General features: G+C 46.3%; 26 protein-coding genes. 14 read left to right on the forward strand and 12 right to left on the reverse strand.

Annotation, left to right across the window (positions count from 1 at the left end; genetic code table 11):
- Nucleotides 1–5: 5 nt before the first annotated feature.
- A complete protein-coding gene (locus EHO57_RS05290) occupies nucleotides 6–653 on the reverse strand; it encodes a hypothetical protein (protein WP_135646176.1) in 648 nt (215 codons plus the stop codon).
- Nucleotides 654–814: 161 nt separating this feature from the next.
- Between EHO57_RS05290 and EHO57_RS05295 the strand changes: the two genes are divergently transcribed.
- The 6 genes from EHO57_RS05295 (at nucleotide 815) to EHO57_RS05320 (ending at nucleotide 7,668) form a co-directional block, all read left to right on the forward strand.
- Nucleotides 815–1,816: a hypothetical protein gene (locus tag EHO57_RS05295; protein ID WP_135646175.1), complete on the forward strand. Its 1,002-nt coding sequence runs from the start codon at nucleotides 815–817 to the stop codon at nucleotides 1,814–1,816.
- 339 nt (nucleotides 1,817–2,155) lie between these two features.
- Complete coding sequence (locus EHO57_RS05300; RefSeq protein ID WP_135646174.1) at nucleotides 2,156–3,487, forward strand: imelysin family protein; 1,332 nt, start codon at nucleotides 2,156–2,158, stop codon at nucleotides 3,485–3,487.
- A 32-nt stretch (nucleotides 3,488–3,519) separates the two neighbouring features.
- Nucleotides 3,520–5,136, forward strand: coding sequence for a di-heme oxidoreductase family protein (locus tag EHO57_RS05305; protein WP_135646173.1), 1,617 nt, complete (start codon nucleotides 3,520–3,522; stop codon nucleotides 5,134–5,136).
- 12 nt (nucleotides 5,137–5,148) lie between these two features.
- Nucleotides 5,149–6,420, forward strand: a complete 1,272-nt coding sequence (locus EHO57_RS05310) for an imelysin family protein (protein ID WP_246050537.1) — start codon at nucleotides 5,149–5,151, stop codon at nucleotides 6,418–6,420.
- 56 nt (nucleotides 6,421–6,476) lie between these two features.
- Entirely contained in the window at nucleotides 6,477–6,893 is a 417-nt protein-coding gene (locus EHO57_RS05315) for an MAPEG family protein (protein WP_135646172.1), read from the forward strand.
- 52 nt (nucleotides 6,894–6,945) lie between these two features.
- Nucleotides 6,946–7,668 (forward strand): phosphate signaling complex PhoU family protein, encoded by a 723-nt coding sequence (locus EHO57_RS05320; RefSeq protein ID WP_135646171.1) that lies wholly within the window; start codon nucleotides 6,946–6,948, stop codon nucleotides 7,666–7,668.
- Nucleotides 7,669–7,682: 14 nt separating this feature from the next.
- Here EHO57_RS05320 and EHO57_RS05325 read toward each other — a convergent pair whose 3' ends face one another.
- From EHO57_RS05325 to EHO57_RS05335, 3 genes are read right to left on the reverse strand one after another with little or no spacing between them, the layout of a single operon-like run.
- Nucleotides 7,683–8,591: a DUF1554 domain-containing protein gene (locus EHO57_RS05325; protein WP_167882295.1), complete on the reverse strand. Its 909-nt coding sequence runs from the start codon at nucleotides 8,589–8,591 to the stop codon at nucleotides 7,683–7,685.
- 8 nt (nucleotides 8,592–8,599) lie between these two features.
- Entirely contained in the window at nucleotides 8,600–9,304 is a 705-nt protein-coding gene (locus EHO57_RS05330) for a hypothetical protein (RefSeq protein WP_135646169.1), read from the reverse strand.
- Nucleotides 9,301–10,002, reverse strand: coding sequence for an alpha/beta hydrolase (locus EHO57_RS05335; protein ID WP_135646168.1), 702 nt, complete (start codon nucleotides 10,000–10,002; stop codon nucleotides 9,301–9,303). Before EHO57_RS05335 ends, EHO57_RS05330 begins: the two co-directional genes overlap by 4 nt.
- A 218-nt stretch (nucleotides 10,003–10,220) precedes the next feature.
- On the opposite strand from EHO57_RS05335, the gene EHO57_RS05340 reads away from it, so the two are divergent.
- Nucleotides 10,221–11,024, forward strand: a complete 804-nt coding sequence (locus EHO57_RS05340; protein WP_246050539.1) for a LamG domain-containing protein — start codon at nucleotides 10,221–10,223, stop codon at nucleotides 11,022–11,024.
- 116 nt (nucleotides 11,025–11,140) lie between these two features.
- On the opposite strand, the gene EHO57_RS05345 is transcribed toward EHO57_RS05340, so the two are convergent.
- The gene (locus EHO57_RS05345) at nucleotides 11,141–11,521 is read right to left on the reverse strand and encodes a TIGR04452 family lipoprotein (RefSeq protein ID WP_135646167.1); all 381 of its coding nucleotides are present in this window, start codon (nucleotides 11,519–11,521) and stop codon (nucleotides 11,141–11,143) included.
- Between the two features lie 621 nt (nucleotides 11,522–12,142).
- Between EHO57_RS05345 and EHO57_RS05350 the strand changes: the two genes are divergently transcribed.
- The 6 genes from EHO57_RS05350 (at nucleotide 12,143) to EHO57_RS05375 (ending at nucleotide 15,827) form a co-directional block, all read left to right on the forward strand.
- Nucleotides 12,143–12,910: a glucose 1-dehydrogenase gene (locus tag EHO57_RS05350; protein WP_135646166.1), complete on the forward strand. Its 768-nt coding sequence runs from the start codon at nucleotides 12,143–12,145 to the stop codon at nucleotides 12,908–12,910.
- A gap of 11 nt (nucleotides 12,911–12,921) precedes the next feature.
- The gene (locus EHO57_RS05355; protein WP_135646165.1) at nucleotides 12,922–14,085 is read left to right on the forward strand and encodes a thiolase domain-containing protein; all 1,164 of its coding nucleotides are present in this window, start codon (nucleotides 12,922–12,924) and stop codon (nucleotides 14,083–14,085) included.
- A gap of 2 nt (nucleotides 14,086–14,087) precedes the next feature.
- Nucleotides 14,088–14,444 carry a Zn-ribbon domain-containing OB-fold protein gene (locus EHO57_RS05360; protein WP_135646164.1) on the forward strand — a complete coding sequence of 119 codons (357 nt, stop codon included), beginning with the start codon at nucleotides 14,088–14,090 and terminating at the stop codon, nucleotides 14,442–14,444.
- A gap of 209 nt (nucleotides 14,445–14,653) precedes the next feature.
- Nucleotides 14,654–15,064: a c-type cytochrome gene (locus EHO57_RS05365; protein ID WP_135646163.1), complete on the forward strand. Its 411-nt coding sequence runs from the start codon at nucleotides 14,654–14,656 to the stop codon at nucleotides 15,062–15,064.
- A gap of 115 nt (nucleotides 15,065–15,179) precedes the next feature.
- Nucleotides 15,180–15,395 (forward strand): hypothetical protein, encoded by a 216-nt coding sequence (locus tag EHO57_RS05370; protein ID WP_135646162.1) that lies wholly within the window; start codon nucleotides 15,180–15,182, stop codon nucleotides 15,393–15,395.
- A gap of 93 nt (nucleotides 15,396–15,488) precedes the next feature.
- Nucleotides 15,489–15,827, forward strand: coding sequence for an STAS domain-containing protein (locus EHO57_RS05375; RefSeq protein ID WP_135583939.1), 339 nt, complete (start codon nucleotides 15,489–15,491; stop codon nucleotides 15,825–15,827).
- Between the two features lie 2 nt (nucleotides 15,828–15,829).
- Here EHO57_RS05375 and kdsB read toward each other — a convergent pair whose 3' ends face one another.
- The 7 genes from kdsB to EHO57_RS05410 form a co-directional block, all read right to left on the reverse strand.
- A complete protein-coding gene (kdsB, locus tag EHO57_RS05380) occupies nucleotides 15,830–16,570 on the reverse strand; it encodes a 3-deoxy-manno-octulosonate cytidylyltransferase (protein ID WP_135646161.1) in 741 nt (246 codons plus the stop codon).
- On the reverse strand, nucleotides 16,570–17,094 hold the full coding sequence (locus EHO57_RS05385; RefSeq protein WP_135646160.1) for a flagellar basal body-associated FliL family protein: 525 nt from the start codon (nucleotides 17,092–17,094) through the stop codon (nucleotides 16,570–16,572). The genes kdsB and EHO57_RS05385 overlap by 1 nt, the downstream gene beginning before the upstream one ends.
- Nucleotides 17,095–17,115: 21 nt before the next feature.
- Nucleotides 17,116–17,943 carry a flagellar motor protein MotB gene (gene motB, locus EHO57_RS05390; RefSeq protein ID WP_135646159.1) on the reverse strand — a complete coding sequence of 276 codons (828 nt, stop codon included), beginning with the start codon at nucleotides 17,941–17,943 and terminating at the stop codon, nucleotides 17,116–17,118.
- 21 nt (nucleotides 17,944–17,964) lie between these two features.
- Nucleotides 17,965–18,747 (reverse strand): motility protein A, encoded by a 783-nt coding sequence (locus tag EHO57_RS05395; protein ID WP_135646158.1) that lies wholly within the window; start codon nucleotides 18,745–18,747, stop codon nucleotides 17,965–17,967.
- A gap of 6 nt (nucleotides 18,748–18,753) precedes the next feature.
- A complete protein-coding gene (locus EHO57_RS05400) occupies nucleotides 18,754–18,978 on the reverse strand; it encodes a flagellar FlbD family protein (protein WP_135646157.1) in 225 nt (74 codons plus the stop codon).
- Nucleotides 18,975–20,078, reverse strand: a complete 1,104-nt coding sequence (locus EHO57_RS05405) for a glycosyltransferase (RefSeq protein WP_135646156.1) — start codon at nucleotides 20,076–20,078, stop codon at nucleotides 18,975–18,977. The genes EHO57_RS05400 and EHO57_RS05405 overlap by 4 nt, the downstream gene beginning before the upstream one ends.
- Nucleotides 20,079–20,155: 77 nt before the next feature.
- Nucleotides 20,156–20,959, reverse strand: a complete 804-nt coding sequence (locus EHO57_RS05410; protein ID WP_135646155.1) for an MlaD family protein — start codon at nucleotides 20,957–20,959, stop codon at nucleotides 20,156–20,158.
- Between the two features lie 135 nt (nucleotides 20,960–21,094).
- Between EHO57_RS05410 and EHO57_RS05415 the strand changes: the two genes are divergently transcribed.
- On the forward strand, nucleotides 21,095–21,838 hold the full coding sequence (locus EHO57_RS05415) for a cell division protein FtsQ/DivIB (RefSeq protein ID WP_135646154.1): 744 nt from the start codon (nucleotides 21,095–21,097) through the stop codon (nucleotides 21,836–21,838).
- Nucleotide 21,839 lies beyond the last annotated feature (1 nt).

Raw genomic sequence — 21,839 nt, forward strand, 5'->3', positions numbered from 1 at the left:
CCCCATCACTCTTCGTCTTCTTCGAGTCCTAGATAGAATAAAGCCCATAAGGTATCGAAGAGGATTTGCATTAATAGTGCGAATCTTTCCTCTCTATCCTCGACGGATTGGTAATCTTCGATCAGGAATGAGACAAAGGGTTCCAATATCTTTCTTTCTTCCAAGTCGGGGATCGCGTTCAGGGTCTTGAGGCTGAATTTTTCCTCCGCAGGAACATTATGAAAGTTTAATCTAGTATTGATCACTGTAACCGCTATTTCCAAGAGCTCGTTGTCGGACATAGTTTTGACGCCCGCATCGTTCAATCCGGAAAGCAGGCCTGAGATTGCCTCGTCAGTGATCTCTTCGCTTCTATCCTCGTCCTCGTCGCTATAGGCTTCGGAAATGGCGATCAGCACCGCAGTAGCATGATCCAGAAAAGCGGAAAGCGCCTGGTCCAATCGCTCCTCATCTTCTTCCGTTAATTCCCTTTTAAATCCTGAATCCAAGTCGTCGTAAAAAGGCTCCGGATCGTCCGACTCGCAAGCGACAGAGGCAAAAGTGCGGACCGCCAACCAGAATGGGGATTTTTCGTGCCCTATGCGAAGGATCTCACTCGCATACCCAGAGACTGCGGCCCTCCATTCCGAGGGAGAATAGCTAGGAATTTCCATACTCCGAAGATAGGGATTTTTCTCAGACACGTCGACTCTATAAATATTCTCCGGCCGATTTTTGCGGAATAAAAATAGAATTCCGCTCCTTCTTCTCATCTATCTTGCGTAAGATAAGATTCTAGTTGCTTCGTCTAAGGATTTTCCGAATATCTTACCGCATGAATATAAGAACGGACTATGATTTTCCAAGATTCGATCCTCAATCCAAACTAGGGCATTATGAAAGTTGGTTCGTACGAGGAAATCATCCGACTCGGGCCCAAGCGCTCTGGATCCGATACACGATCTTCTCCCCGAAAGGCTCACCTGCAGATGCGATCGGCGAGATCTGGGCCATCTATTTCGATGGAGAAGAAGGAAAACATTACGTTTCCAAGTCTGAATTTCCCATCCAAGACTGCAGATTCCAATCCGAACCGTTCCATATCCAGATCGGGAATTCTATCCATACCTCTTCCAGGATTTACGGAACTGCAGGGACTAAGCCTGGATCGGTTCCCATGGAATGGGATCTGGGATTTTCCGGAGGAAGCAGTCCTCTTTTCCTTTTTCCCGAGAATTTATACGATAGTAAATTCCCTAAGGCAAAGGTTTTGGTAGGGCATCCCTCGATCACGCTTAACGGATTTATAAAATTCGGAAATCATAATGTAGAAGTATCCGATTGGAAAGGGAGCCAAAACCATAACTGGGGATCGAAGCATACCGATCAGTATGCCTGGGGCCAAGTAGTCGGTTTCGACGGGGACAAGGATTCTTTTTTAGAATTGGCTAGCGCAAAACTAAAACTAGGGCCGTTCTGGACCCCAGAGATCACTCCAATCGTATTTCGGTTCCAAGGGAAAGAATTCGCATTGAACGGTCTCTTCTCCTCATTTAAAAGAGCCGAGTACAAATACTTCGATTGGAGATTCCAGGCGTCTTCCCCCGAGATACGAATAGAAGGTAGGATACACGCAGACAAAAAGGATTTTGCCTGTCTGCGTTACGCAAATCCTCCAGGCGGTTGGAAATACTGTTTGAATACTAAGATCGCAAGAGCCGAACTTCTCATCCAAAGAAAGGGAGAAACTTCCCCTCTTCGTCTATTGGCCCCTAGAACCGCGGCATTCGAGATCTTAACCGAAGACTCTTCCCATGGCTTGAAAACGGAAGTTTGACAAATAAAGTCCTGATTCCGACCTTTTTCGAATTGACCGAGTTCCTTCTCTAAAAAATTTTGAGAGTCAGCCTCATTTTCGTTTAGGAAGTTCCAAGCCTAGAATGGCATGAAATTGCTGAAACGGAAAGGAGCTAGGGGTTTCCCTAGTTTTGGGCTGAGATGAACGATTCTATACTTAGAAACATTCTTGACTATATTTGAGAATAATTCTCACTTGCAGAATCAAGCCGGTGCCTGTCCCAGGTGCCGGAGGGAGTCATCCCCACAGTTCATCTCTGGCCCCGGCCCGACGGATTCGTTGGGACCGGGGATTTTTCAGCGAATTAAGGAGTTTTACATGCGGAACTTGCATCGAAAAGTTTTCAGCCTTCTTTTTAGCCTTTTATTCGGGCTCTCTTTCTTCCAATGCTCCGGGTCCGGTGGATCCGATATGTCCGGCCTAGCATTGATCGGCCTCGTGGATAGCCCTCCTTCTGCGACAATACCTGAGGCGCTAACACGTTATGCTGACTTAGCGTATGAATCGTATAACCAAGCGGTTACAGATGCGACCAGTTTGCAAACTGCGATCGCTACCTTTAACGCCACACCGAACGATACGAATCTTACTGCAGTAAAGAATGCTTGGGTAGTAGCTCGTTCCAGCTATTTGGTGACCGAGGCGTTCCGCTTTAGCCAAGGACCGATCGATCTGGATCCGGGTTATTGCGGAGGGTCTGCTCCTTATTCCGGAACGGACGAGTGCGAGGGTGCGCTTAACTCCTGGCCCTTGGACGAAGACGTGATCGATAACTATATAGGCGCTACCGCGATCGGCTCCATTACATTCACAAATATTTATTCCAAGAATGGCGACTCTACACTCGCTGCAGGCTCGGAAGGAGATCCGGATAAGGTAGTCATGACCGGCTATCATTCCATCGAATACCTGTTATGGGGAAAAGACAATAGCGGTACCGGACCTGGAGGAGCAGTCAACGCTGTTCCTGGCCAAAGGACTGCTTCCTATTTCCAAGATGCTACCAATGGTGCGAAGAGGTTAAAATTTCTCTCTGAAGTTACTGTGGGCTTGATCGGTCACTTGACCCAAGTACGAGACCAATGGGTAAGCACCGATCCTTCTAACTTCCGAGCTACTCAATTCCTTTTGACTGGGAACGAGAACACTTCCCTCTCCGATGTTTTCAAAGGAATGGGAGAATTTGTGGCTTCCGAATGGGGAGGAGATCGTTTAGCAGGGATCGCTAGCCAATCGCAAGAAGACGAGCACTCTTGCTTCAGCGATACTACTAAGGCGGACTTCTATTACGATGCACAAGGATTTGTGAATATTTGGAGCGGAAATTTCAATATTAAGAAAGGCGTAACGATCAGCACAGGCCCTGGACTTTCCGCTCTGCTTAGCTCCAAGAATAGAGTGAATGTTCTCTCCGATGCGGATAGAGCGAGGGATACGTTCTGCATCAATTTGGACGATGAGACCACAGATCCAAATTATACGACCCATTGTCCAAGCGGCTCCATTACGCATCGCTACGATCAGATCATTATCAATCCTGCTGATACGCAGCATACTGCCTTGGAGAATCTGCAAACTCTGATCTCAGATCGTTTGGCAAGGGACTTCGCAGCAGCAGCCACCAAATTGGGAGTCGATCTGACGCCGTAATAAATCCTAAAAAATAGAATGAAGAAATAAAAATGAACTGTGATACCAACAAAGGTTCCGGAAGAATTTCCGGAACATTACAAAACACTAAAGGGAATCGTCTGATCCAGGCGATTCCCTTACTCGTACTCGGGATATTTCTTGCGAATTGCCAGCAATCCAAAGGGAATGAGGATATTGCCGCTCTGATCGGAGCATTAAATAACAATACTTCGGCTAACGCAACGGATCCTGGCGAAGCATACTCCGGCGGTTATACTACGAATTTCATCACGAATGTAAGCGCGTTCGACGTGCGGGCTGCGAACCTCCGATACGGTGGAGCTAGCGAGTTCAACAGTGGTAACGCATTCTTCAATCGAAACTGGGCCGCAGAAGGAAGCAGCGCTGCTTTCGGTTTAGGTCCAACATTCAATACAAACTCCTGCCAAAACTGTCATTTACATGATGGAAGAGGCGCTCCTCCAAGCTCCGGTTCTGCGGACAATTCGCCTGGGATCCTATTTCGCTTATCAAAGGACGGAACGGATCCTACTACTGGAGGTCCGGTCGGTCTTACGAATTACGGATTGCAGTTGAATCATAAGGCGATCGGTTGCAATCCGATCTTGTATACGGGAGTAAACTTCGATTGTGATACCGGATCCGGCAGCGTGGCGGGAGCGAATTTCACTCCTCCGGAAGGAACAGTCTCTATTTCTTATGCGACCATCGCTGCTCCGAATTATCCGAGCGGAAGCCATACCTATCCGGATGGAACCGATATAACTCTAAGCCAGCCAACCTACACGTTCACTTGGAACGCTCTCTTTGGAGATCCGACGAGCACGGGAGAAGGATTTCATTTCTCCCCGAGAACGGCTCAGATCATTCCAGGCCTAGGTCTTTTGGAAGCGATCCCGGATTCGATCCTACAAGGCTGGGCGGATCCAAGCGATCTGGACGGAGACGGGATTTCCGGAAAGATCAACCAGGTATGGGACATTACGGCTAACGCGAAAAAGATCGGACGTTTTGGATGGAAATCGAACGAGCCTACACTATTCCAACAAACACAAGGAGCCTTCCAAGGCGATATCGGGATCACAAGTCCCCTTCATCCTGTGGACAATTGTCCGGCTGCCCAAACTGCATGCTTGGCTGCCGCAAGTGGAAGCCCGGATCCTGAGATCACCGCAAGTCTTGCAAATGCAGTGATCTTCTACAATAAGCTAGTCGGCGTTCCGGCAAGAAGGAATATCAACGATCCGGATGTGATCGCCGGTAAGGCATTATTCTCCAGTGTCGGCTGCGATAGCTGTCACAAGACACTCGTTCAAACAGGTTATGTTTCCGGATTTCCCGAACTTTCCTACCAATACATCAAACCGTATACGGATCTCCTATTGCACGATATGGGTCCGGGCCTCGCAGACGGTCGACAAGACTTCGATGCAACAGGACAGGAATGGAGAACTGCCCCGCTCTGGGGAATCGGTCTGATGCAAACAGTCAACGGACACACAAAGCTTCTTCATGATGGAAGAGCGAACGGAATCGAAGAAGCCATCCTCTGGCACGGAGGAGAGGCCCAGACCGCTCGACAAAATTTCCAAGTCTTAACTGCGACCCAAAGGGCCCAGTTAATTCAATTCTTGAAATCTTTATAAAGGGAATATAGAATGAACTCATCGATCCAAAAAAATAAGATTAGAAACATTTACGCAGGGCTTACTCTTTTACTCATCGCCGCGAATTGTGGTGGAGGCGGAGGTTCCAATATGTCCGGACTCGCCCTTCTATTCCAATCGGGATCCGGATATACGGATTTTCTAAAGTACTCCGGAGAGAATCTGATCCTTCCTACTCTTCAGAGTTTGAAAGACGATACTGCCGCATTATCAACGGCAGCAAATACATATGCAGGTTCTCCGGATGCGAGCACAAATCTCACGGCACTAAGAGCTGCCTGGATCCAAGCCCGTGTCTCCTTAAAGAAAGTGGAAACTTTCTATTTCGGACCGGCTTCCCTTCCTTCTAGCGCGAGCTATTATACTAAGCTGGATGGTTTCGAGAAGGGTTCCAGCACTCGACCTCTTTGGACGAATGTCAATCAGGTCATCCTAAATCCCGGCTCCAATCCTTGTGCCACTGGAACCATAGATGTTTCCGCGCTGAGCATTTGCGCATTTAAGTACAAAGGCTTTGAAGCCTTGGAAATGCTGATCTTCGACAATGATGGAGATCCCGCAACATCTACTAGTTTAAGTGCGATCAATACAGCAAACACGGGCAATGCGAGAAGAATGGCCTATCTCCAGGCCTTAGCCGGCCTAATCGCGCAGGACGCCGCCACTCTTTATACGACTTGGTCTCCTACAGGAGGAAACTTCGTAAAAAGCTTTATTGCCGGAACAGGAACATACTTCCGTAGTCCTGCCGAGTCTTTCGATACGTATATTCAATCTGTTGGGAATCTATCGGTCCAAATGGAAGAATTAAAATTGGGAACTCCTGCTTGCTTGAGTAATTCTTGCACGACGGCAGCCTCTCCTACTTCCAATGCCTTCTCCACGGAAGCGATCTATTCGAAGAATGGATACTCGGATCTGTACTATAATCTTCTCGGGATCGAGTGGGCCTATCTCGGAAATCCGGCGGACACTGAGATCCATTCTATTTCCACTTTGATCCAGGCCCAAAATCCTAGCTTAGATACAGACATCCAAAATGCGATCACCGCTCTCAAGAATTCCCTAAATTCCAAAGTCACTGGTTCCGCCGATCTTTTTGGGGATATCAATTCGGATGGAGGAGCGGTAAACGGCACCAATGTAACTACTTATGTAAAACCGGTCTGGTTACTCGCGGCGACACTGAAAGGCTTACTTACTGTTGATGCATTTTCCGCATTGGGAGTCCCGAATCTTCCTTCTGCAAACGACGGAGATTAAGAGAGACTTTAAAAAGTCCTTGCTAAGGCTCGGATTTCCTCTTTTCCTAACCGGCTATGATCAGTTCTCTTTACTCTCTTCTATTTTTCACGGGATGGACCATTCTCTTAGTTCTGTTCGTAGCAGGCTTTAGAACGGTTCAGGTCCTAGCCGGAAAGAAAAAATCGAATGAATTCCCTGCCTGGGTCCAACATGGCAGCGATCTATATTGGAGACTCCACCGAGCTCATATCAATTGTATCGAAAGCCTCCCGGTTTTCGCAGTCTTGGTTTTAACCTCTGCCTATCTAGGTTTTCAGGCTCCTCTTTTCGATTCCTTAGCAATGATCGTTTGCGGGGGAAGAGTTTTGCAAACTTCCGCACATTTAAGTGGGGGTGGGGAATGGAACGTGAATGTGAGATTTACCGGCTTTCTGATCCAATACGCTTCCTTCGCTTATATGCTAGTGATCCTTCTTCGATCCATGCTTTAAAAAACCTCTTGACCAAAGCGTACATTCGAAGTTAATCTTCGAAAGAAATTCAATGGCTTCTAAATTCGATTATCTCCGTAAGAATCTGTACGCTATGGCGGAGCTTTGCTTGGAACAGATATTGATCCTGGACGACGCTATCGAACAGGAAAATTCGGATCTGGCCAAACAGGTGATCGAGAGGGACGATCTGATCGATAGTTTGGAAAAGCAAAACGATAATCTTTCTCAGAATGCGATCTTAGAAGCGATCGCTAATAGAAATCTATTGGGAATGGATCAGATCGATGGCGAAGTCGTCCTGAAAAGAGATCCACTTCGCTTTGCACTCTCTGCAATCCGAATCAATCGAAGCTTGGAGAGAATGGGCGATCAGATCGTAAACTGCGCCACTTGTTACAGAAGAGGTCTTTTGCCCAAAGGTTTCTTTAGAGAAGAAGAGCTCCTGGACAAGATGCTATCCAGGGTAGTAACCCTGATCGGAATGGCGGTAGAATCCTTGGTGGAAGAAAAGAACCGCTTCTATGGTTCCGTCCACACTGTCGAGGAAGAGCTAAACAATCTCTGCCATGCTGCATTCTTAAAATTCGTATTGGATCCTCGTTTGGACAAGAATCAGTTCGCAGATCTGTATCGAATGATACTCGGGATCGAAAGAGCCGGAGACTATGCGGTAAATATTGCGGAAGAATTAGTTCGCCTGAACACAGGAATGGACATACGACATCTTTCCGATCCGGTCCAGGTAACCGAGAAAACAACCAAGAGCGTTTAACGATATCTTCTCTTTTATTGCTGCACGCAGATCAGAGATAGAACAGAATCACATGCAACGGCAACGGAAGAAACCCCACTGATCGTCGCATCCGATTGGTTCCCATCCACTCCTAGAACAGTATTCGAATTGGAAGTCCAACCGGAACAATTGCTCCCGGTAGTCCAATCCGCATTTAAGCCGGTCCAAAAACCCACTCCAGAAGAAGAAATCCCATTTCCGGAAGAATCTAAAAAATAACCGTTCGCATCCGTATCATAGGCCTTTGCACTAGTTGCGATATCCCAATACTGCATATTCGGTTTTAAGACCCAGTTGATCTGAGGAGCAGAAGCCCTTCTTATTGTCCCTGAAACCTCTAAGGCCTTATAACTCCCGGAAGGTAAAGTGGGATGACCGGAGACCTCGGTCGAGCAAATTGCATCCGCAAAATTTGCAGAGAAATTCCCGGCATAACTCGGATTCGTAGCAAAAAGATATCTATCATTGTCCTTTTGCTTCAGACTATAATGAATCGTTAGGTCCTGCGGATCCAAGATATCCAAAGTAAAAGAATTGTCCACGGTATCGGTATCGTCCGCGTTAGCCAGGATCTGGATCGTCTGAGCAGTATTATAATTCGAAGCGGTGAATACCAAAACGCTAGGAGTAACCGTAGCTAAGGAAGGATTACTTATGCTAAAACTATAACTCGCGGAACTACTAGGAGCTTTCGGCAGAGAAATAAAAAGAGTTAGAGACGATTCCTCCACAACGAGAGATCCTCCGGAAATGAGTACCTCCTGATTGCAGCTATCGAGTAGACAAGAGATGATCGCATTTTCATAAAATTCCAAGCTAGAAGGATCGCCTGGATTCTTTGTCTTAATAGCACAATCGACAAGCAATACGAATAAGCATACTCCTGAAAACCAACGAAACAAAGGATACCTCATTCCCTATAATGTGCAGGCTCCGGAGACGTAGGACTCGTCCCTTCTCCCTGCTCTAAATAGCTTTCTAGTTCTTCCTTTAGCCCGTGAGGAAGTTGCAATCCGGAACTTTCTATCCTTTCATTATATTTACTGAAAGAAAATCTATGACGAGAAGTTCCTAAGTAAACACTCAGAGCTTCAGAACCCCACTCTAGGATGTCCCGAATATATTCTTCGTTCTCTTCTAACTTCTCCGCATAAGGAATGAATAATGGACGATTGACCGGGCGACCTATGGTCCTATAGAACAGGAGCCTGCGAAGCACTTCGTGATCCTGCCAATTTCCGGATTCGAGTGCTTTTTCTACCATTCTTAGATTGATGCAGTCGAGGAATTCTACTTTCAGATTCTCATTCTTCAGTTTTCTGCGTAGAGTGGCCTTGATCTCTTCGGATTCGTATAAAAAATTAGGGCAGTACTCCGGACATTCTTGGTCCTTATGTAAATCACAATAATGTAATAGAATACAATCAATATCGGAAGAAGGTTCTACGATCCCGAAATTGATCGAACCCAGGATCTCCACTCCGGTCCTGAATCCCTTATCCTCGAGTTCCTTTAATGCGATACGACAAGCCTGCATTCTACGCAATGCTTCCTTGGTATCGTAGTTGCGGTACTTATTCTTGAGAGCTACATATTTTTCTATCAGGTAAGTCATGCAAAGGTTTCTCGCAAATAGCGGTTCATACCGTTTAATACTACCTCAGGGATTTCATGTCCACCCGGAAATGCCAATAATTCCCCTATCCAACCGGCTTCTAACAATACTGTCTCCAATCGTTTGGCGGCCGGGTAGCCTAGAACAGGATCCATTCTACCATGACTTTGAAAAAACTTATATCCCGGAGTTTGGGAGGCAAGCTTGGACCAATTGGTCTCATCCAATAGAGTTCCGGACAGAATGACAAGTCCTTTCGGCTTTTCCTGAGAGTTCAGCGTTAGATCTAGAGCCAGCATAGAACCTTGGGAAAAACCTCCCAAAACGATCCGATCCATAGGCACATTCAATGCTTGGATCATTGCCTCCACTTTCTCTCTAGCTTCCGCAAGGCCTGCCGGGTAACGTTCAAAAAGTTCTCTGGAACCGCCTGCCACCATGGCTCTTTGTAATGCTTCCATATCAATGGGGAACCAGGCTCTTCCGTTGTAGCCAGGCATAATGGGAACCTCTAAGATGCCTTCCGGAAAAATGAAATTCGTTCCTTCCGGAACATCCATATAGGAATACAAAGGAAGAAGATCGAACGCATTCGCTCCATATCCGTGTAAGAATATTACAAATGGACCTTGCGGATCTCCCGGGATACAGGCAGCTTTTACCGGTCCGATCTGAATTAAAGGAATTTCATTAGGCATACATTCCTTTTAAAGAATCGGTCCCAAATTGGCAAATCGATAATTAAGCCCGATTTATAACCGATCACTCATTCCAAATATGCAATTCATTTGAGAAGGTTCCCTAGAATATTATGAATTCATTTTATTTTAACGACCTTTTATATGGAAGGACATGTTGATATTTTATTGTCTTGTTAGACGAAATTACCCATCTTGCCCTAAGGTCCCGGTTTCGCGTGAAGATCATTCCTGCTAACATCAAAGCGATCATACTTGTTCTCTCTCTTTCTCTTCAGAACTGCGGGACCTATCTATTTCTGGCAGAAGAGAATGCCAAAACTAAAACCTATAATGGCTTAGTCATAGATCTATATGCGATCGCAAGTGCAAATCTGATCCATTACTGGCCGTTAGACGGGGATACAGAGGACAAGATCGGCGGCTTAGATTTAATTCCCGCAGGAAGCTCCGCCCCTACTGTTACCTTCGATCGGCATGGACTTCCAGGAGGAGCCTACCATTATCCGGGAGACGGCCTTACCTACCATCAATCGCTTTTAGCTCCCGGAGAGCCGATCTTAGATGGGGCTACTTCTTCATTCACGATCAGTGTATGGGTGAATGGAAAATTCAATCCGACATCCGGCGGTGGGAATGCTATTTTTCTCAGCCAAGGAGGAGGATTGGGAATGCAATATTATTCGAATACTGATGTGCCTTGTCTGAATTTGCTGCGAGCCTTTACAAATACGGGAGGGACCGGAGATGTAGATATGGGATCGGGTTGTACTTATGGAAAAGACGGAGTTTGGTATAATATGATATTTGTTTGGGATCATCCCAAACTAATCGGACATCTCTACATAAACGGAGTTCTATTTTCTACTTATACTAACGGAGGGAGGATAGGCCCCTGGGCAACTGGTGGCGCATTCTCTCTAGGATATTCCGATCTAGGAGGAGCCGGCTTTATTGGAAACATCGACGAGATAAGAGTTTACAATCAAGTCATACATCCAAGTCCCTTTGTAGGATGGTAAAGATAAACGGAAAGGTGAATGCAGATCCTGCTACCCAACATATTAAAAATACAGAATGCAAAAAGGGCAAGGCTTCCTGTTTTACAAAGCCCTGCCTCTCAAAGGATGGAAAACCCTTAGATCACTGCTCCGTCAGCCTTCAGATCACATTTGCTGGTCAAAAGAACTGTGTAGAACGGGCCTAAGACAAGAAGTCCAGTTGTCTTGATCTCTTTTACGCAACCATCCACATCGTCTTTCTTGTAGTATTTGCTATCATCCACCTTGGCAACTGCACCGGTCAGAATAGTATCCATTACAACGGCCTGTGCTACGAGGGCCGCAGGAGCTCCTAGGCTTCCGAAGATCAATGCCTCGGTTTGGGTGGTCGCATCTTTGATTTGCTGTCTTGCGTCAGCGCCTTTTACTCTATTAGAGAGACCGATCGGGTCCAATACAGCACAATTTCCTAATGTTAGGGCGATCAAGAATCCCAACATATAAACGGTTTTTTTCATGTTTCCTCGTCAGATGTTCTTCGCAACATTCGTGCGCAAAAACGTTTTTAGAATTTTAATCTATATATTTGCCCACCGTAGAAGACAGACACAGTCTTGAGAAAATTTCTATTTTATTCTCCAATAAACACATTCTAAATTCATAAAACACAAATCCGTTATATTCCATTTGGGATACGCACTAGAAGGCCAATCCGATCGAAAACGGAAACTCATCCGATTCCAGAAAGAGAGCCGTATCTATAAACAGAAGATCCAAAATGTATCGAGAGATCTCAGCAAACCGCAAACTCAGTTGTGAAAGTTCGATTTCACTAGATACTCATTCAAGTTTTGATCTCAAAATACAAAAGGTATCGATCTCATTCTCGATGCCCATCGCAGATTCCGATCTCAAAGAACAATCGATCTAGATCTCGATCCTCCATGATATTGCGAACAAATGTTCAATAACACCGAACACTGTTTTATCCCTCGGAATATCGAGGAATTTTTCCTTGTCGGGAATGGATAGTAGATCCATCTTTTACCAGAACAATCGTTCTGTTTCAGGCGAACCGAATCATAAGGATCGATTCGCAATATTTAAAGTTTTATATCCAAGGAAAGAAGAGGAATCCAATGGCAAAACAATTCGAAGGCAAAGTAGCATTAGTAACGGGAGCCGCTTCCCCAAGAGGATTAGGCCGAGCTATCGCAAATACGATCGCAAAAGACGGCGGAGACGTGGTAGTTGTGGACCTAAACAAGGAACATATCGAGCAGGCAGCTGCCGAAATCGCAAAAGAATTCGGAGTTAAGACCTTAGGAGTCGCAGCTAACGTAACCAAGCCTGACGATTGTGACGCAGTCATCACCGCAGTGAAAGATACCTTTGGAAAATTGGACTTCTTAGTAAATAACGCCGGAGTCTTGAAAGACAATCTTTTCATCCGAATGACCGAGCAGGAATTCGACTTCGTAATGGACGTAAACGCGAAAGGCGTCTTCTTAATGACCAAGTATGCTTCCAAACTGCTGCTCAAGGCTCCTTCCGGAAGGATCGTAAACATCTCTTCTCTTTCGGGATTGAGCGGCCAACCTGGACAAGCCAACTACTCTTCTTCTAAAGCGGCAGTGATCGCATTGACCAAGGTAGCAGCAAGAGAGTTCTCCGGAAGAGGAGTTCTAGTCAACGCGGTATGTCCTGGTTATGTGCAAACGGATATGACTGCTTCCCTTCCGGAAGAAGTCCAAAAGAAACTCACCGATCCTATGTTCATTCCCCTCAAGAGACCAGGAACACAACAAGAGATCGCGAACGCAGTGGAATTCTTCCTATCCGACAAGGCTTCGTATATCACCGGTGTATTTCTCCGTGTGGATGGCGGCGCCGGCATAGGAATGTAAGAGGGAAAACCATGAGAGAAGTAGCAATCATCGGGGCCTATGAAACGGTCCACGGAAATCTGAAAGATAGAACTCTTAGAGAACTAGTTACGGAAGCAGGGAACGGAGCCATCAAGGACTCCGGGATCGACAGAAAAGAGATCCAAGCTGTCTATGTGGGAAATTATGCGGGAAACGAGTTTAACGCTCAGAATACGATGGGTTCTTATGCGGCCAACTTACTCGGATTAGGTGACAAACCCGCAATCAGAACCGAAGGAGCTTGTGCTTCCGGCGGGATCGCAATGCGCCAAGGAGTACTCGCGGTCGCCTCCGGTCTGTATGACACTGTACTTGTTCTAGGCGTGGAAAAAATGAACGGGTTAGATCCGGAAACCACAATGGAGATCGTAGCGAGAGGCCAGGACCAGGATGTGGAAGGTGGCTATTGCATCTCCGGACCTTCTGGCTTTGCATTGAATGCGATCCGCCATATGCACGAATTTGGGACCACTAAGGAAATGCTCGCCACAGTTGCTGAGAAGAACTATTATCATGGAAGCCTGAACCCTTTCGCTCATAAGCAAAAGGAAATTTCCTTCAATAATATCATGAGAGCAAGAATGGTAACCACTCCATTCGGTTTTCATGATGTTTCCTTGGTAACTGACGCTTCTGCAGCGGTAGTGATCACTACTAAAGAAAAAGCCAAGTCTCTTAGAAAGGATTACGTAGTAGTCAAAGGATCCGGGATCGGAGGAGATTACTTCAATGTGGCTCTTAAGAAGGATTCCGTAAGCTTCCCAGCATCCGTGCAAGCAGCAGGCGAGGCGTTCAAGATGGCCGGTGTAGAAAGAAAGGACATAGACGTTCTAGAATGCCATGACTGCTTCACCATAACAGAGATCATCAATATCGAAGATCTTGGTTTTGTGGAAAAAGGAAAAGGCGGACAATTCACGAAAGACGGTCATACTCGTCTTGGCGGCAAACTTCCTGTAAATACTTCCGGAGGCCTGAAAGCAAAAGGACATCCGGTTGGCGCCACAGGAGTCGGCCAGGTAGTGGAAATGACCTTTCAATTGAGAGGACAATCCGACAAACGTCAGGTGGCAAACGCGCGCACTGCACTCACTCATGTTTTGGGTGGCCCGGGTGCAGTCAGTATCGTTCATATCCTACAGAGGGGAGAATAAGAATGCAAACTGCAGAATTAAACGCACTCACTGGAAAGAAATGCAAGTCCTGCGGATTCGAAGCAACGGATCCTGTAGTTTCCTGCACGAACTGCGGTTCGGAAGATGTAGAACCTAAAACCTTCTCCGGTAAGGGAAAGGTTTATACCTACACTGTAGTTCATGTGGGATTCGGACATCTCGCATCCAGAGCACCTTATGTATTGGCAGTCATCGAATTGGAAGAAGGCGCCAAGACCATGGGACTCATAGAAGGAGAATACCAAGGCAAGCCTATCACGGAATCGGTAGCGATCGATATGCCTGTTCAATTCCTGAGAACGGAAGAGAAAACAGGTTTTATCTTCAAGTCCGCATAACGTCCCTTCTGCGGGGAGAGACCTCCCCGCATTCCCTTCTTCCCAATCCAATCGATACTAAGAATCATCTCGAACAGAGAGTAGATACCGTGCCATTTCTTGACATTTCTCATCGGAGCCCTCGACTCCCGGACAATACCGTGACAAAAAAATCCTTTGCATTCTCTTTCCGAGAAAGAAAAATTGGATCATTCCAAAAGGAGTTATTCATGAAAACTCGGGCAATCCTGATTTCCCTATCCGTTTCCATCCTCTCCCTCATCTTCGTTTTGAACTGTGGAGATAAAGAAAAACCGAAAGAAGAGGCTGCACCAGCTGCTGCTTCCGCTCTTTCCCCTGAACTAGAGCAAGGAAAAGAGATCTTTGTACAAAACTGTGCGTCTTGCCACGGTGAAAAAGGTGCCGGAGACGGAGTTGCTTCTGCCAGCCTGAATCCGAAACCTAGAAATTATAAAGCACCTGCAAACGAGTGGAAAAACGGTCCAACCGAAGCCGGAGTTCTTAAGACTCTGAATAACGGTATTCCAGGAAATCCACAGTTGATGGTTGCATTCAAGTATTTGGGCGAAGAGAAATTAAAACTCGTAGCTAAATACGTAGTTTATTTGAACCAAAATTGATTTTTTTGTTTCCGAGAGTCAGGTTTGGCTCTCGGAAATTTCCCCTCTTTAAAAACCCCAAATCCCCTCTTTTCTTCTGGAAGTTTTATGGGCCAACTCCAAGCTAGTAAACGTGATGAATAAATCCTCTTCATCTACAGCACATTGCGATTCCTGCGGAACCGATCGTAATTCCCCCTTAATGAGAGAAGTGAAAACGTATGGAAAATGGTCCTGGTTTTTGATCCTATTCGGGATCTCTTCTAAACCAACCTCTGTTTCGTTCCAATGCTCCAAATGCGGACAGATCTTTGATAGACTTACTCCGGAGGAATTAGAGCACTACGTTTAATAGGCGTTCTTCGAGGCCTTTGGGTCCCATTTTCAGTCAGAAACGGGATTGACGGTCTTCGAGAAGGAATGTCTTTTGTGCTAAATAAGGCAGATGTCTGACGAATTCAAAATAATCGTGGATCTAGAGCCCAATGTCCCTGTAATCCATATTTCGGGAGAAATAACGTCCGAAGCGGATGACGAGATCATAGGAAAGTACCAATCGGTTCCTGAGCAACGCAGAAGCAGAGTGATACTCAATTTCCACGGAACGTCTTACATCAATTCGGCGGGACTCGCGACCTTGATCAGCCTAATCACCAAGGCCAGTGAATCTTCTTCTAAGATCGAATTTGCAGGATTAAACGATCATTTCCGCAAGGTAATGGATATCGTAGGTTTGACGGATTTCGTCCTAATCCACAATACTCTGCAAGAAGCTCTGAGCTGATCTTAGATCAGTCCCTTCTTCTTAAAATCTTCCACAACAATATTCAGGTCTTCGGGTGTATCTACGCTTAACGCGGCCCTCGAAGCTATATATACTCCAATAGAATGTCCCGCTTCCATAGCTCTTAATTGTTCCAAGGATTCGGATTCTTCCAAGTTGCTTGGAGGAAGTTCCGGATATCCCAAGAGAAAGTCCCGATCATACCCGTAGATCCCAAGATGTCTATATGCGGGAACGGTTTTCTTAAATTGGCTAGGTAGAGGAGAACGGGAGAAATACAATGCTCTTCCGTTCCGATCCATCACTACCTTGACCCGATTCGGGTCCGAGATCTCATTTTCTTCCAATAGAACTGCGGCAGTACTCATGGCCCAATCCTTTCGGTCGAGTTTGAGTTTGGCGACTCCGTCTATCAGCTCGGATTCTATCCCAGGCTCGTCGCCTTGCACATTGATGATGATCCCGTACTCCGGATATTGAAGTGCAACTTCTCGAATCCGATCCGTTCCGGAAGGATGATCGGGAGAAGTCATGGCTACCTTTCCTCCGTTTTCCAGGACAGCTTTGCGTATCCTTTCATCGTCGGTAGCGACCACTACTTCGGTCAATATAGAGGACTTTAAGGAATTCTTATATGTCCAAGCGATCATAGGAAGGTTCCCGATCATCGCAAGCGGTTTGCCTGGAAATCGGGAACTTCCGAATCTGGCGGGAATGACCCCGAGTACTTTGGGTCCCGTCATTAATTCACGATGAATTCTGTGAAGTAGACTTCTTGGATCTTTCCGTCCGTGAGGATATGATTGATCTGAGCCTTGATCTCTTCTCTTAGATCCAATTGGTCTTCGACTTCGATCAGATCGTCCTTGGTCTTTCTTCCGATGATCAGGTTCACCAAGTCTCTCATTTGTGCGATACGTTCGGCAAGTTCTGCGGTGATCTTGGCATCGTCTCTCGCAACACCGAAGGACAACTTCATCTTCACGAAGTGGGTCTCTCCCTTGTCTGCGGTATTGATCCTGAACTCATCCTGGAATTGAAAGGTTACCAAAGGAGGAGGAGGCTTTACCAAGGCCACGTTCTTCATTTCTCGGAACGTGCTAGTCGCGGCCTGTTTCGCAACAAACATGGAAACAAGCACAACTATGATAATTCCAAATACGGCACCGGCTATATAGATCAGCCATTTGATAAGGGGAGACGAGCCGGCGCCAGCATCCGCTGCGGGTAAACCGCCTTCTTCCTCGTCTATTTCGGGATCACCCATGGGTATTCTCCTTTTCCTCTTCTACTGTCCACTTTCTGTGGAAGATTCCGAACCGGGGACCCTGCTCTTAGGCAGGCCGAAATTCGATTCGTATTCGCTACGTTTGGTGGATTTTTCCGTTAAGATTACGATGTCTATTCTTCTATTGAAGGCCTTTGCTTCCGGAGTTCCTTGGTTCTCTACAACCAAGGGCCTGTAAGATCCGAAGCTCACTGCTTGGAACCAGCTCGGATCCAATTTGCCCACTCCCACGATATAATCCGTGGAATTGATCGCTCTCGCTCCCGCAAGATCCCAGTTATTCAAATAGGTTCTTTCTTCTCGATTTGGATTGGCTCCGGGCAAGACAGCATCCGCGTCGCAGTGACCTTCTACCCGAACGAATCTTTCTAGACCCTTGATGAGCCCGCTGGCCTTTTTCAACGTAGACTTGATCGGTTCCTGTAAAATGGCGGAGCCTGGATTAAAATAATCGGCGCCGACGAGACTGATCACAAGGCCTCTTTCGTCCTCTGTCACTCGTACTTTTCCGGCTTCGATTTCCGGTTTGAATAATTCGGTCGCAGTCTTCTTGGATTTAGAAAGAGCCTTTCCTGTAGTCATGGAGGGAAGGCTTTCTATGTTCATCCCCATCTCTTCCAGTTTTCCTTTGGAAAGAGTTTGGCCCCCATCAAAGAAGCCTGTGGTAGTCTTGAATGCGGAGAGAATGATCTGCATCTCGATCGCATTCGTCTTACCAGTACGATACAACATGATGAAGAAGCAAAGAAGAAGGGTCACCATGTCCCCGTACGTGAGCATGTACTCGGGAATATTCTGAATGCATTCTGGACATTTTTGCTGAGCCATGACCTTCTACCGAAACCTCAATTAATCGTTCTCGTCCTTGAGCACACCGCGTTCTCCCGGAGGAAGATAACTAGCGAGCTTATCCTTAACAATACGAGGGTTGTCCCCGGATTGAATGGAAAGAGTTCCTTCTATCATGATCTGTCTTACTAAAAGTTCGTCTTCGGATTTACGCATGAGTTTTTTCATGATCGGGATCGCGACCATGTTCGCACCCATGGATCCGTACAATGTGGTGATCAACGCTGCCGCCATCCCTGTTCCGATCGCACTCGCATCCCCGGATCCAAGGTTCTTCAACATCTGAACGAGTCCGATGAGAGTTCCGATCATCCCAAATGCGGGAGCGAGAGCTCCCCAGTTTTCCCACCAGCCTTTTCCGGCACTGTGACGAGAAGCGATATTGCTCATCTCGGTTTCCATAATATTACGCACGAGTTCCGGGTCAGTTCCATCCACCACGAGAGTAATTCCCTTTCTAAGGAATTCTTCCGGAAGTTCGTTCACGTCATCTTCTAATGCGAGTAGACCTTCTCTCCTTGCTTTCTCGGAGAAGGAAACGAGTGTCTTAATGAGTCCGATCAGATCGCTTTTCTCTTCGCGAAAGGCCTTGCGAGTTACCTTTCCCAGATCTAAAGTATTCTGCCAAGGGACCGCCATGATCGTACAAGCGGTAGCTCCTCCGAACGTAATTAAGATGGAAGGAATATCGACGATATCCAAGGGATTCAAACCCGCGGATAAGATCCCGAAAATAAATACTGTTACGGCAGAACCAAAGCCGATGATTGTTGCTATATCCATGATCTTTTAATCTGCCCTCTTTAATTGATCCGGCGCGGAACCCAATGGAAACACCAACACGCGCTTTTTGAACTCGATGATCTTTTCGATCACCTGGGGTATGCTTTCCTGGACTACGTATTTTCTATCGTTAGACAGAGTGATCGTCGTATCCGGGTTCGCTTCGATACATTCTATATGAGAGGCGTTTAGAACGAATTCAGTCCCTTTCAATCGGTGTAAGGTAATCAACCGCCTCTCCTCCCATGAGAGTTCTTTTTAATAGTCTCGACCGTATTGCTGATTTGGATGATGAATTTTTCCTCCGTAAACCGGTTTACAGAGGTCTGAAAATCCTTGGATTTCCAGTCTTTGCGCTCTGCCTGGGCCAAGGCCTCATTCAAAGAATCCACAGTCTGCTCTTGGAAGAAGATCCCAGTCTTTCCAGATACTACCGTTTCCAAGGCTCCTCCTTTCGCAAACGCCACCACAGGAGTACAATACCCTTGTGCCTCTACAGGTGCGATCCCAAAATCCTCCATTCCAGGAAAGATAAAGGTCCTCGCCTTAGAAAGATACTCCTCTACTTCCTTTCTTGGTCTATGAGGAAGGATCTCCACGTTGGAAGGTAGATTTTTTACTAATTTCTTATACTCCTGCCCGCTCCCCAGGATCTTGAGAGTTCGACCGTTCTTTCGATACGCTTCGATTGCTAAGTCGATCCTCTTGTACGGAGCGAATGCGGAAACGATCAGATCGAAGTTTTCTTTTTTAGAAGACTGGACCTTGTAGCCTTGGGGCAAGCAAGGGGGGAAGACTACCTTTGCATTCCTTCTATAGAATTTTTGGATCCTTCGAGATACAAAGGCGGAATTGCATAAAAACTCATCCACGCGATTTGCAGAGGCTGCATCCCAGGTCCTGAGATAATTCGAGACCGCTTGGAACGCGAAGAATTTCAAGCCACTCCGATTCGGAAAATAATCATAATACAGATCCCATACATATCTCATCGGGGAATGTACATAGCTCACATGGATCGCGTCCGGATCCGGGATCACTCCTTTGGCCACACAATGAGAAGAAGAAAGGATCAGATCGTATCCTCTTAGATCCAAGGACTCGATCGCAGTCGGAAACAAAGGAAGATACCAGCGGTACTTGGATTTGAAAGGAAGTCGATCCGTGAATGCGGTTACGATCTTTCTATTCTCTATCCTTTCGTTTAGCTTTCCTTTTTCGTAAAATAGAGTGAACAGGTCCGCATCCGGAAAGACTTTGAGGATAGAATCTAAGACAACTTCCCCGCCTCTCATTCCGTTCAACCAATCATGGATCACTGCTACTTTCATAAAAACTAGGATCGGCAAGGAGGCCTTGTTTGTCCCCGCCTTTTCGCAAGGAAGAAGAAAGGAAAAAAGCTCTCTTTCTAGAGTCGGTTCAGGTAGAAATCGCTGGAAACATTCCCGATCAGGGTCGTCCTGCGATAGAGGTTGATAGAGAAAGGAATCGGAGCACTGCGCTCTATCTTTCTATATCCTTCCACATATCTTCTCGCATCGTCTCCGAATACTCTTAGGTCCGTAACCGTCTCGGCAAGATTATCGTAGGTATCCGGATCGTTTATGAGTCTCGGGATAGTTCCCTTATTCCCTTTTAACTTATACGTGATCTCATCCAGGTTGCGGAAAAGAAGGGTGATATCGTTCCGATTCTCTCGGATCACTCCTGTAGAAGCCGCAAAGAAATCATCGTAGTATCTGGCAGAGGGTGCGAAGTCAGGACGAAATCCGTCTTCTTCCTTGTATGTTGGCTTAAAGAATGTTGCTTTGGGATTCTCTTCTGCACTTCCAGGATCGATGTCTATGGTACGTCCCGCAAGCAGGGAAGCTGTCTTAAAACTGATATTATAATTCGAATAGAGAGTGATCGGCTCTGCCAGTCGGATGGTCAGCTCTACCGCCTTGGTCCGATTCTTGTCCAAGAATCTTTTGTCAGGGACTTCTTCGATCGAGACCACATCCACGTCTCGAACAATCCCTCTTTCCAATCCTAGAATGCTCACAGGAGTTCCGGGTCGAATGCCTTGGGACTTTGGATAATAAATCTTTAAAGTAAAAGGATAGTCCTCTTCCGATCCGGACCGCTCGAGCACAGATTGATAGAGAAGAAAGAAGAAGGCGCAGAAAAAGGCAATGCCTAGATGCAAAGGGGAAGGGATGGGGAACTTCATACTTTCTTCTCTTAGATACCTTCGGTCCCGATTCGTATCAACTAAAACCTCAGTTCTCGGGAAAATTGGACAGGATCAGGGTCAAATTCCCGATAGACTTAAATAGAAAGAAGAAAAAACCCTATCTAGGGCAGCATGAGACATAATATAATTGACTTTTTGAAAGAATCCGTTCAAAAAAGAACGAGTTGGTGGCTTCTGGCCTTCCTCTTTCTTTTAGCCAGTATGCTAGGATGGGGAGTTCGGAGAGGTTCTCTCCCCCAGGAGCTGAACAAGCTCATACTGACCGGACACGAGACACTCAAGACCGAAGAAATAGTTCAGATCATGGGAATCCAACCGGGGACCTCCTTCGAAAATTACGACCTGAGCCAAATGGAACACCGACTAACCTCTCACCCCAGGATCAAAGCAGCTCATCTGGAAAAGAAAACGGACGACCAGCTATTGGTAGAGATCACGGAAAGAAAACCTACTTATATCGTGAACTCAGACGGTCATCTCTTCGAGATCGATTCCGAACTTAAAATACTTTCTATGGACGATGTCCGCACTCCGGGTCTGGCTGTTCTTTCCGGAACCTTCCCTAGGGAAAAAGGTGCCATGGCAGGAGCCGCTTTCAAAGACCTTCACACTTCCGTAGAGAATGCATTTCGTTCTTATCCGGCATTGAAGAATCGGATCTCAGAAGTCTCTCTTCATGAAGACGGAGAGATCTTTGTGTATGCGGACATTCCGAATCCGGTGAGCGTGCAGGTAGGGACCTTATTCCAAACGGAACAGGTCCGAAAATTATACGCAGTATTAGCATATCTTGAAAAAGATAAAGTAAGACCAAAGCTCGTGGATATACGAGGAGAAGACGCGGTCTACCATTAAG

Source organism: Leptospira langatensis (genome assembly GCF_004770615.1).
GTDB lineage: Bacteria > Spirochaetota > Leptospiria > Leptospirales > Leptospiraceae > Leptospira_B > Leptospira_B langatensis.

Coding starts and splice junctions, on each gene's coding strand:
- EHO57_RS05310 (WP_246050537.1), top strand. CDS start 5,149: ATGAACTCATCGATCCAAAAAAATAAGATTAGAAACATTTACGCAGGG.
- kdsB (WP_135646161.1), bottom strand. CDS start 16,570: ATGACGGGACCCAAAGTACTCGGGGTCATTCCCGCCAGATTCGGAAGT.
- EHO57_RS05345 (WP_135646167.1), bottom strand. CDS start 11,521: ATGAAAAAAACCGTTTATATGTTGGGATTCTTGATCGCCCTAACATTA.
- motB (WP_135646159.1), bottom strand. CDS start 17,943: ATGGCTCAGCAAAAATGTCCAGAATGCATTCAGAATATTCCCGAGTAC.
- EHO57_RS05305 (WP_135646173.1), top strand. CDS start 3,520: ATGAACTGTGATACCAACAAAGGTTCCGGAAGAATTTCCGGAACATTA.
- EHO57_RS05405 (WP_135646156.1), bottom strand. CDS start 20,078: ATGAAAGTAGCAGTGATCCATGATTGGTTGAACGGAATGAGAGGCGGG.
- EHO57_RS05365 (WP_135646163.1), top strand. CDS start 14,654: ATGAAAACTCGGGCAATCCTGATTTCCCTATCCGTTTCCATCCTCTCC.
- EHO57_RS05410 (WP_135646155.1), bottom strand. CDS start 20,959: ATGAAGTTCCCCATCCCTTCCCCTTTGCATCTAGGCATTGCCTTTTTC.
- EHO57_RS05300 (WP_135646174.1), top strand. CDS start 2,156: ATGCGGAACTTGCATCGAAAAGTTTTCAGCCTTCTTTTTAGCCTTTTA.
- EHO57_RS05370 (WP_135646162.1), top strand. CDS start 15,180: ATGAATAAATCCTCTTCATCTACAGCACATTGCGATTCCTGCGGAACC.
- EHO57_RS05330 (WP_135646169.1), bottom strand. CDS start 9,304: ATGACTTACCTGATAGAAAAATATGTAGCTCTCAAGAATAAGTACCGC.
- EHO57_RS05415 (WP_135646154.1), top strand. CDS start 21,095: ATGAGACATAATATAATTGACTTTTTGAAAGAATCCGTTCAAAAAAGA.
- EHO57_RS05290 (WP_135646176.1), bottom strand. CDS start 653: ATGGAAATTCCTAGCTATTCTCCCTCGGAATGGAGGGCCGCAGTCTCT.
- EHO57_RS05295 (WP_135646175.1), top strand. CDS start 815: ATGAATATAAGAACGGACTATGATTTTCCAAGATTCGATCCTCAATCC.
- EHO57_RS05360 (WP_135646164.1), top strand. CDS start 14,088: ATGCAAACTGCAGAATTAAACGCACTCACTGGAAAGAAATGCAAGTCC.
- EHO57_RS05350 (WP_135646166.1), top strand. CDS start 12,143: ATGGCAAAACAATTCGAAGGCAAAGTAGCATTAGTAACGGGAGCCGCT.
- EHO57_RS05385 (WP_135646160.1), bottom strand. CDS start 17,094: ATGGGTGATCCCGAAATAGACGAGGAAGAAGGCGGTTTACCCGCAGCG.
- EHO57_RS05315 (WP_135646172.1), top strand. CDS start 6,477: ATGATCAGTTCTCTTTACTCTCTTCTATTTTTCACGGGATGGACCATT.
- EHO57_RS05355 (WP_135646165.1), top strand. CDS start 12,922: ATGAGAGAAGTAGCAATCATCGGGGCCTATGAAACGGTCCACGGAAAT.
- EHO57_RS05335 (WP_135646168.1), bottom strand. CDS start 10,002: ATGCCTAATGAAATTCCTTTAATTCAGATCGGACCGGTAAAAGCTGCC.
- EHO57_RS05395 (WP_135646158.1), bottom strand. CDS start 18,747: ATGGATATAGCAACAATCATCGGCTTTGGTTCTGCCGTAACAGTATTT.
- EHO57_RS05375 (WP_135583939.1), top strand. CDS start 15,489: ATGTCTGACGAATTCAAAATAATCGTGGATCTAGAGCCCAATGTCCCT.
- EHO57_RS05320 (WP_135646171.1), top strand. CDS start 6,946: ATGGCTTCTAAATTCGATTATCTCCGTAAGAATCTGTACGCTATGGCG.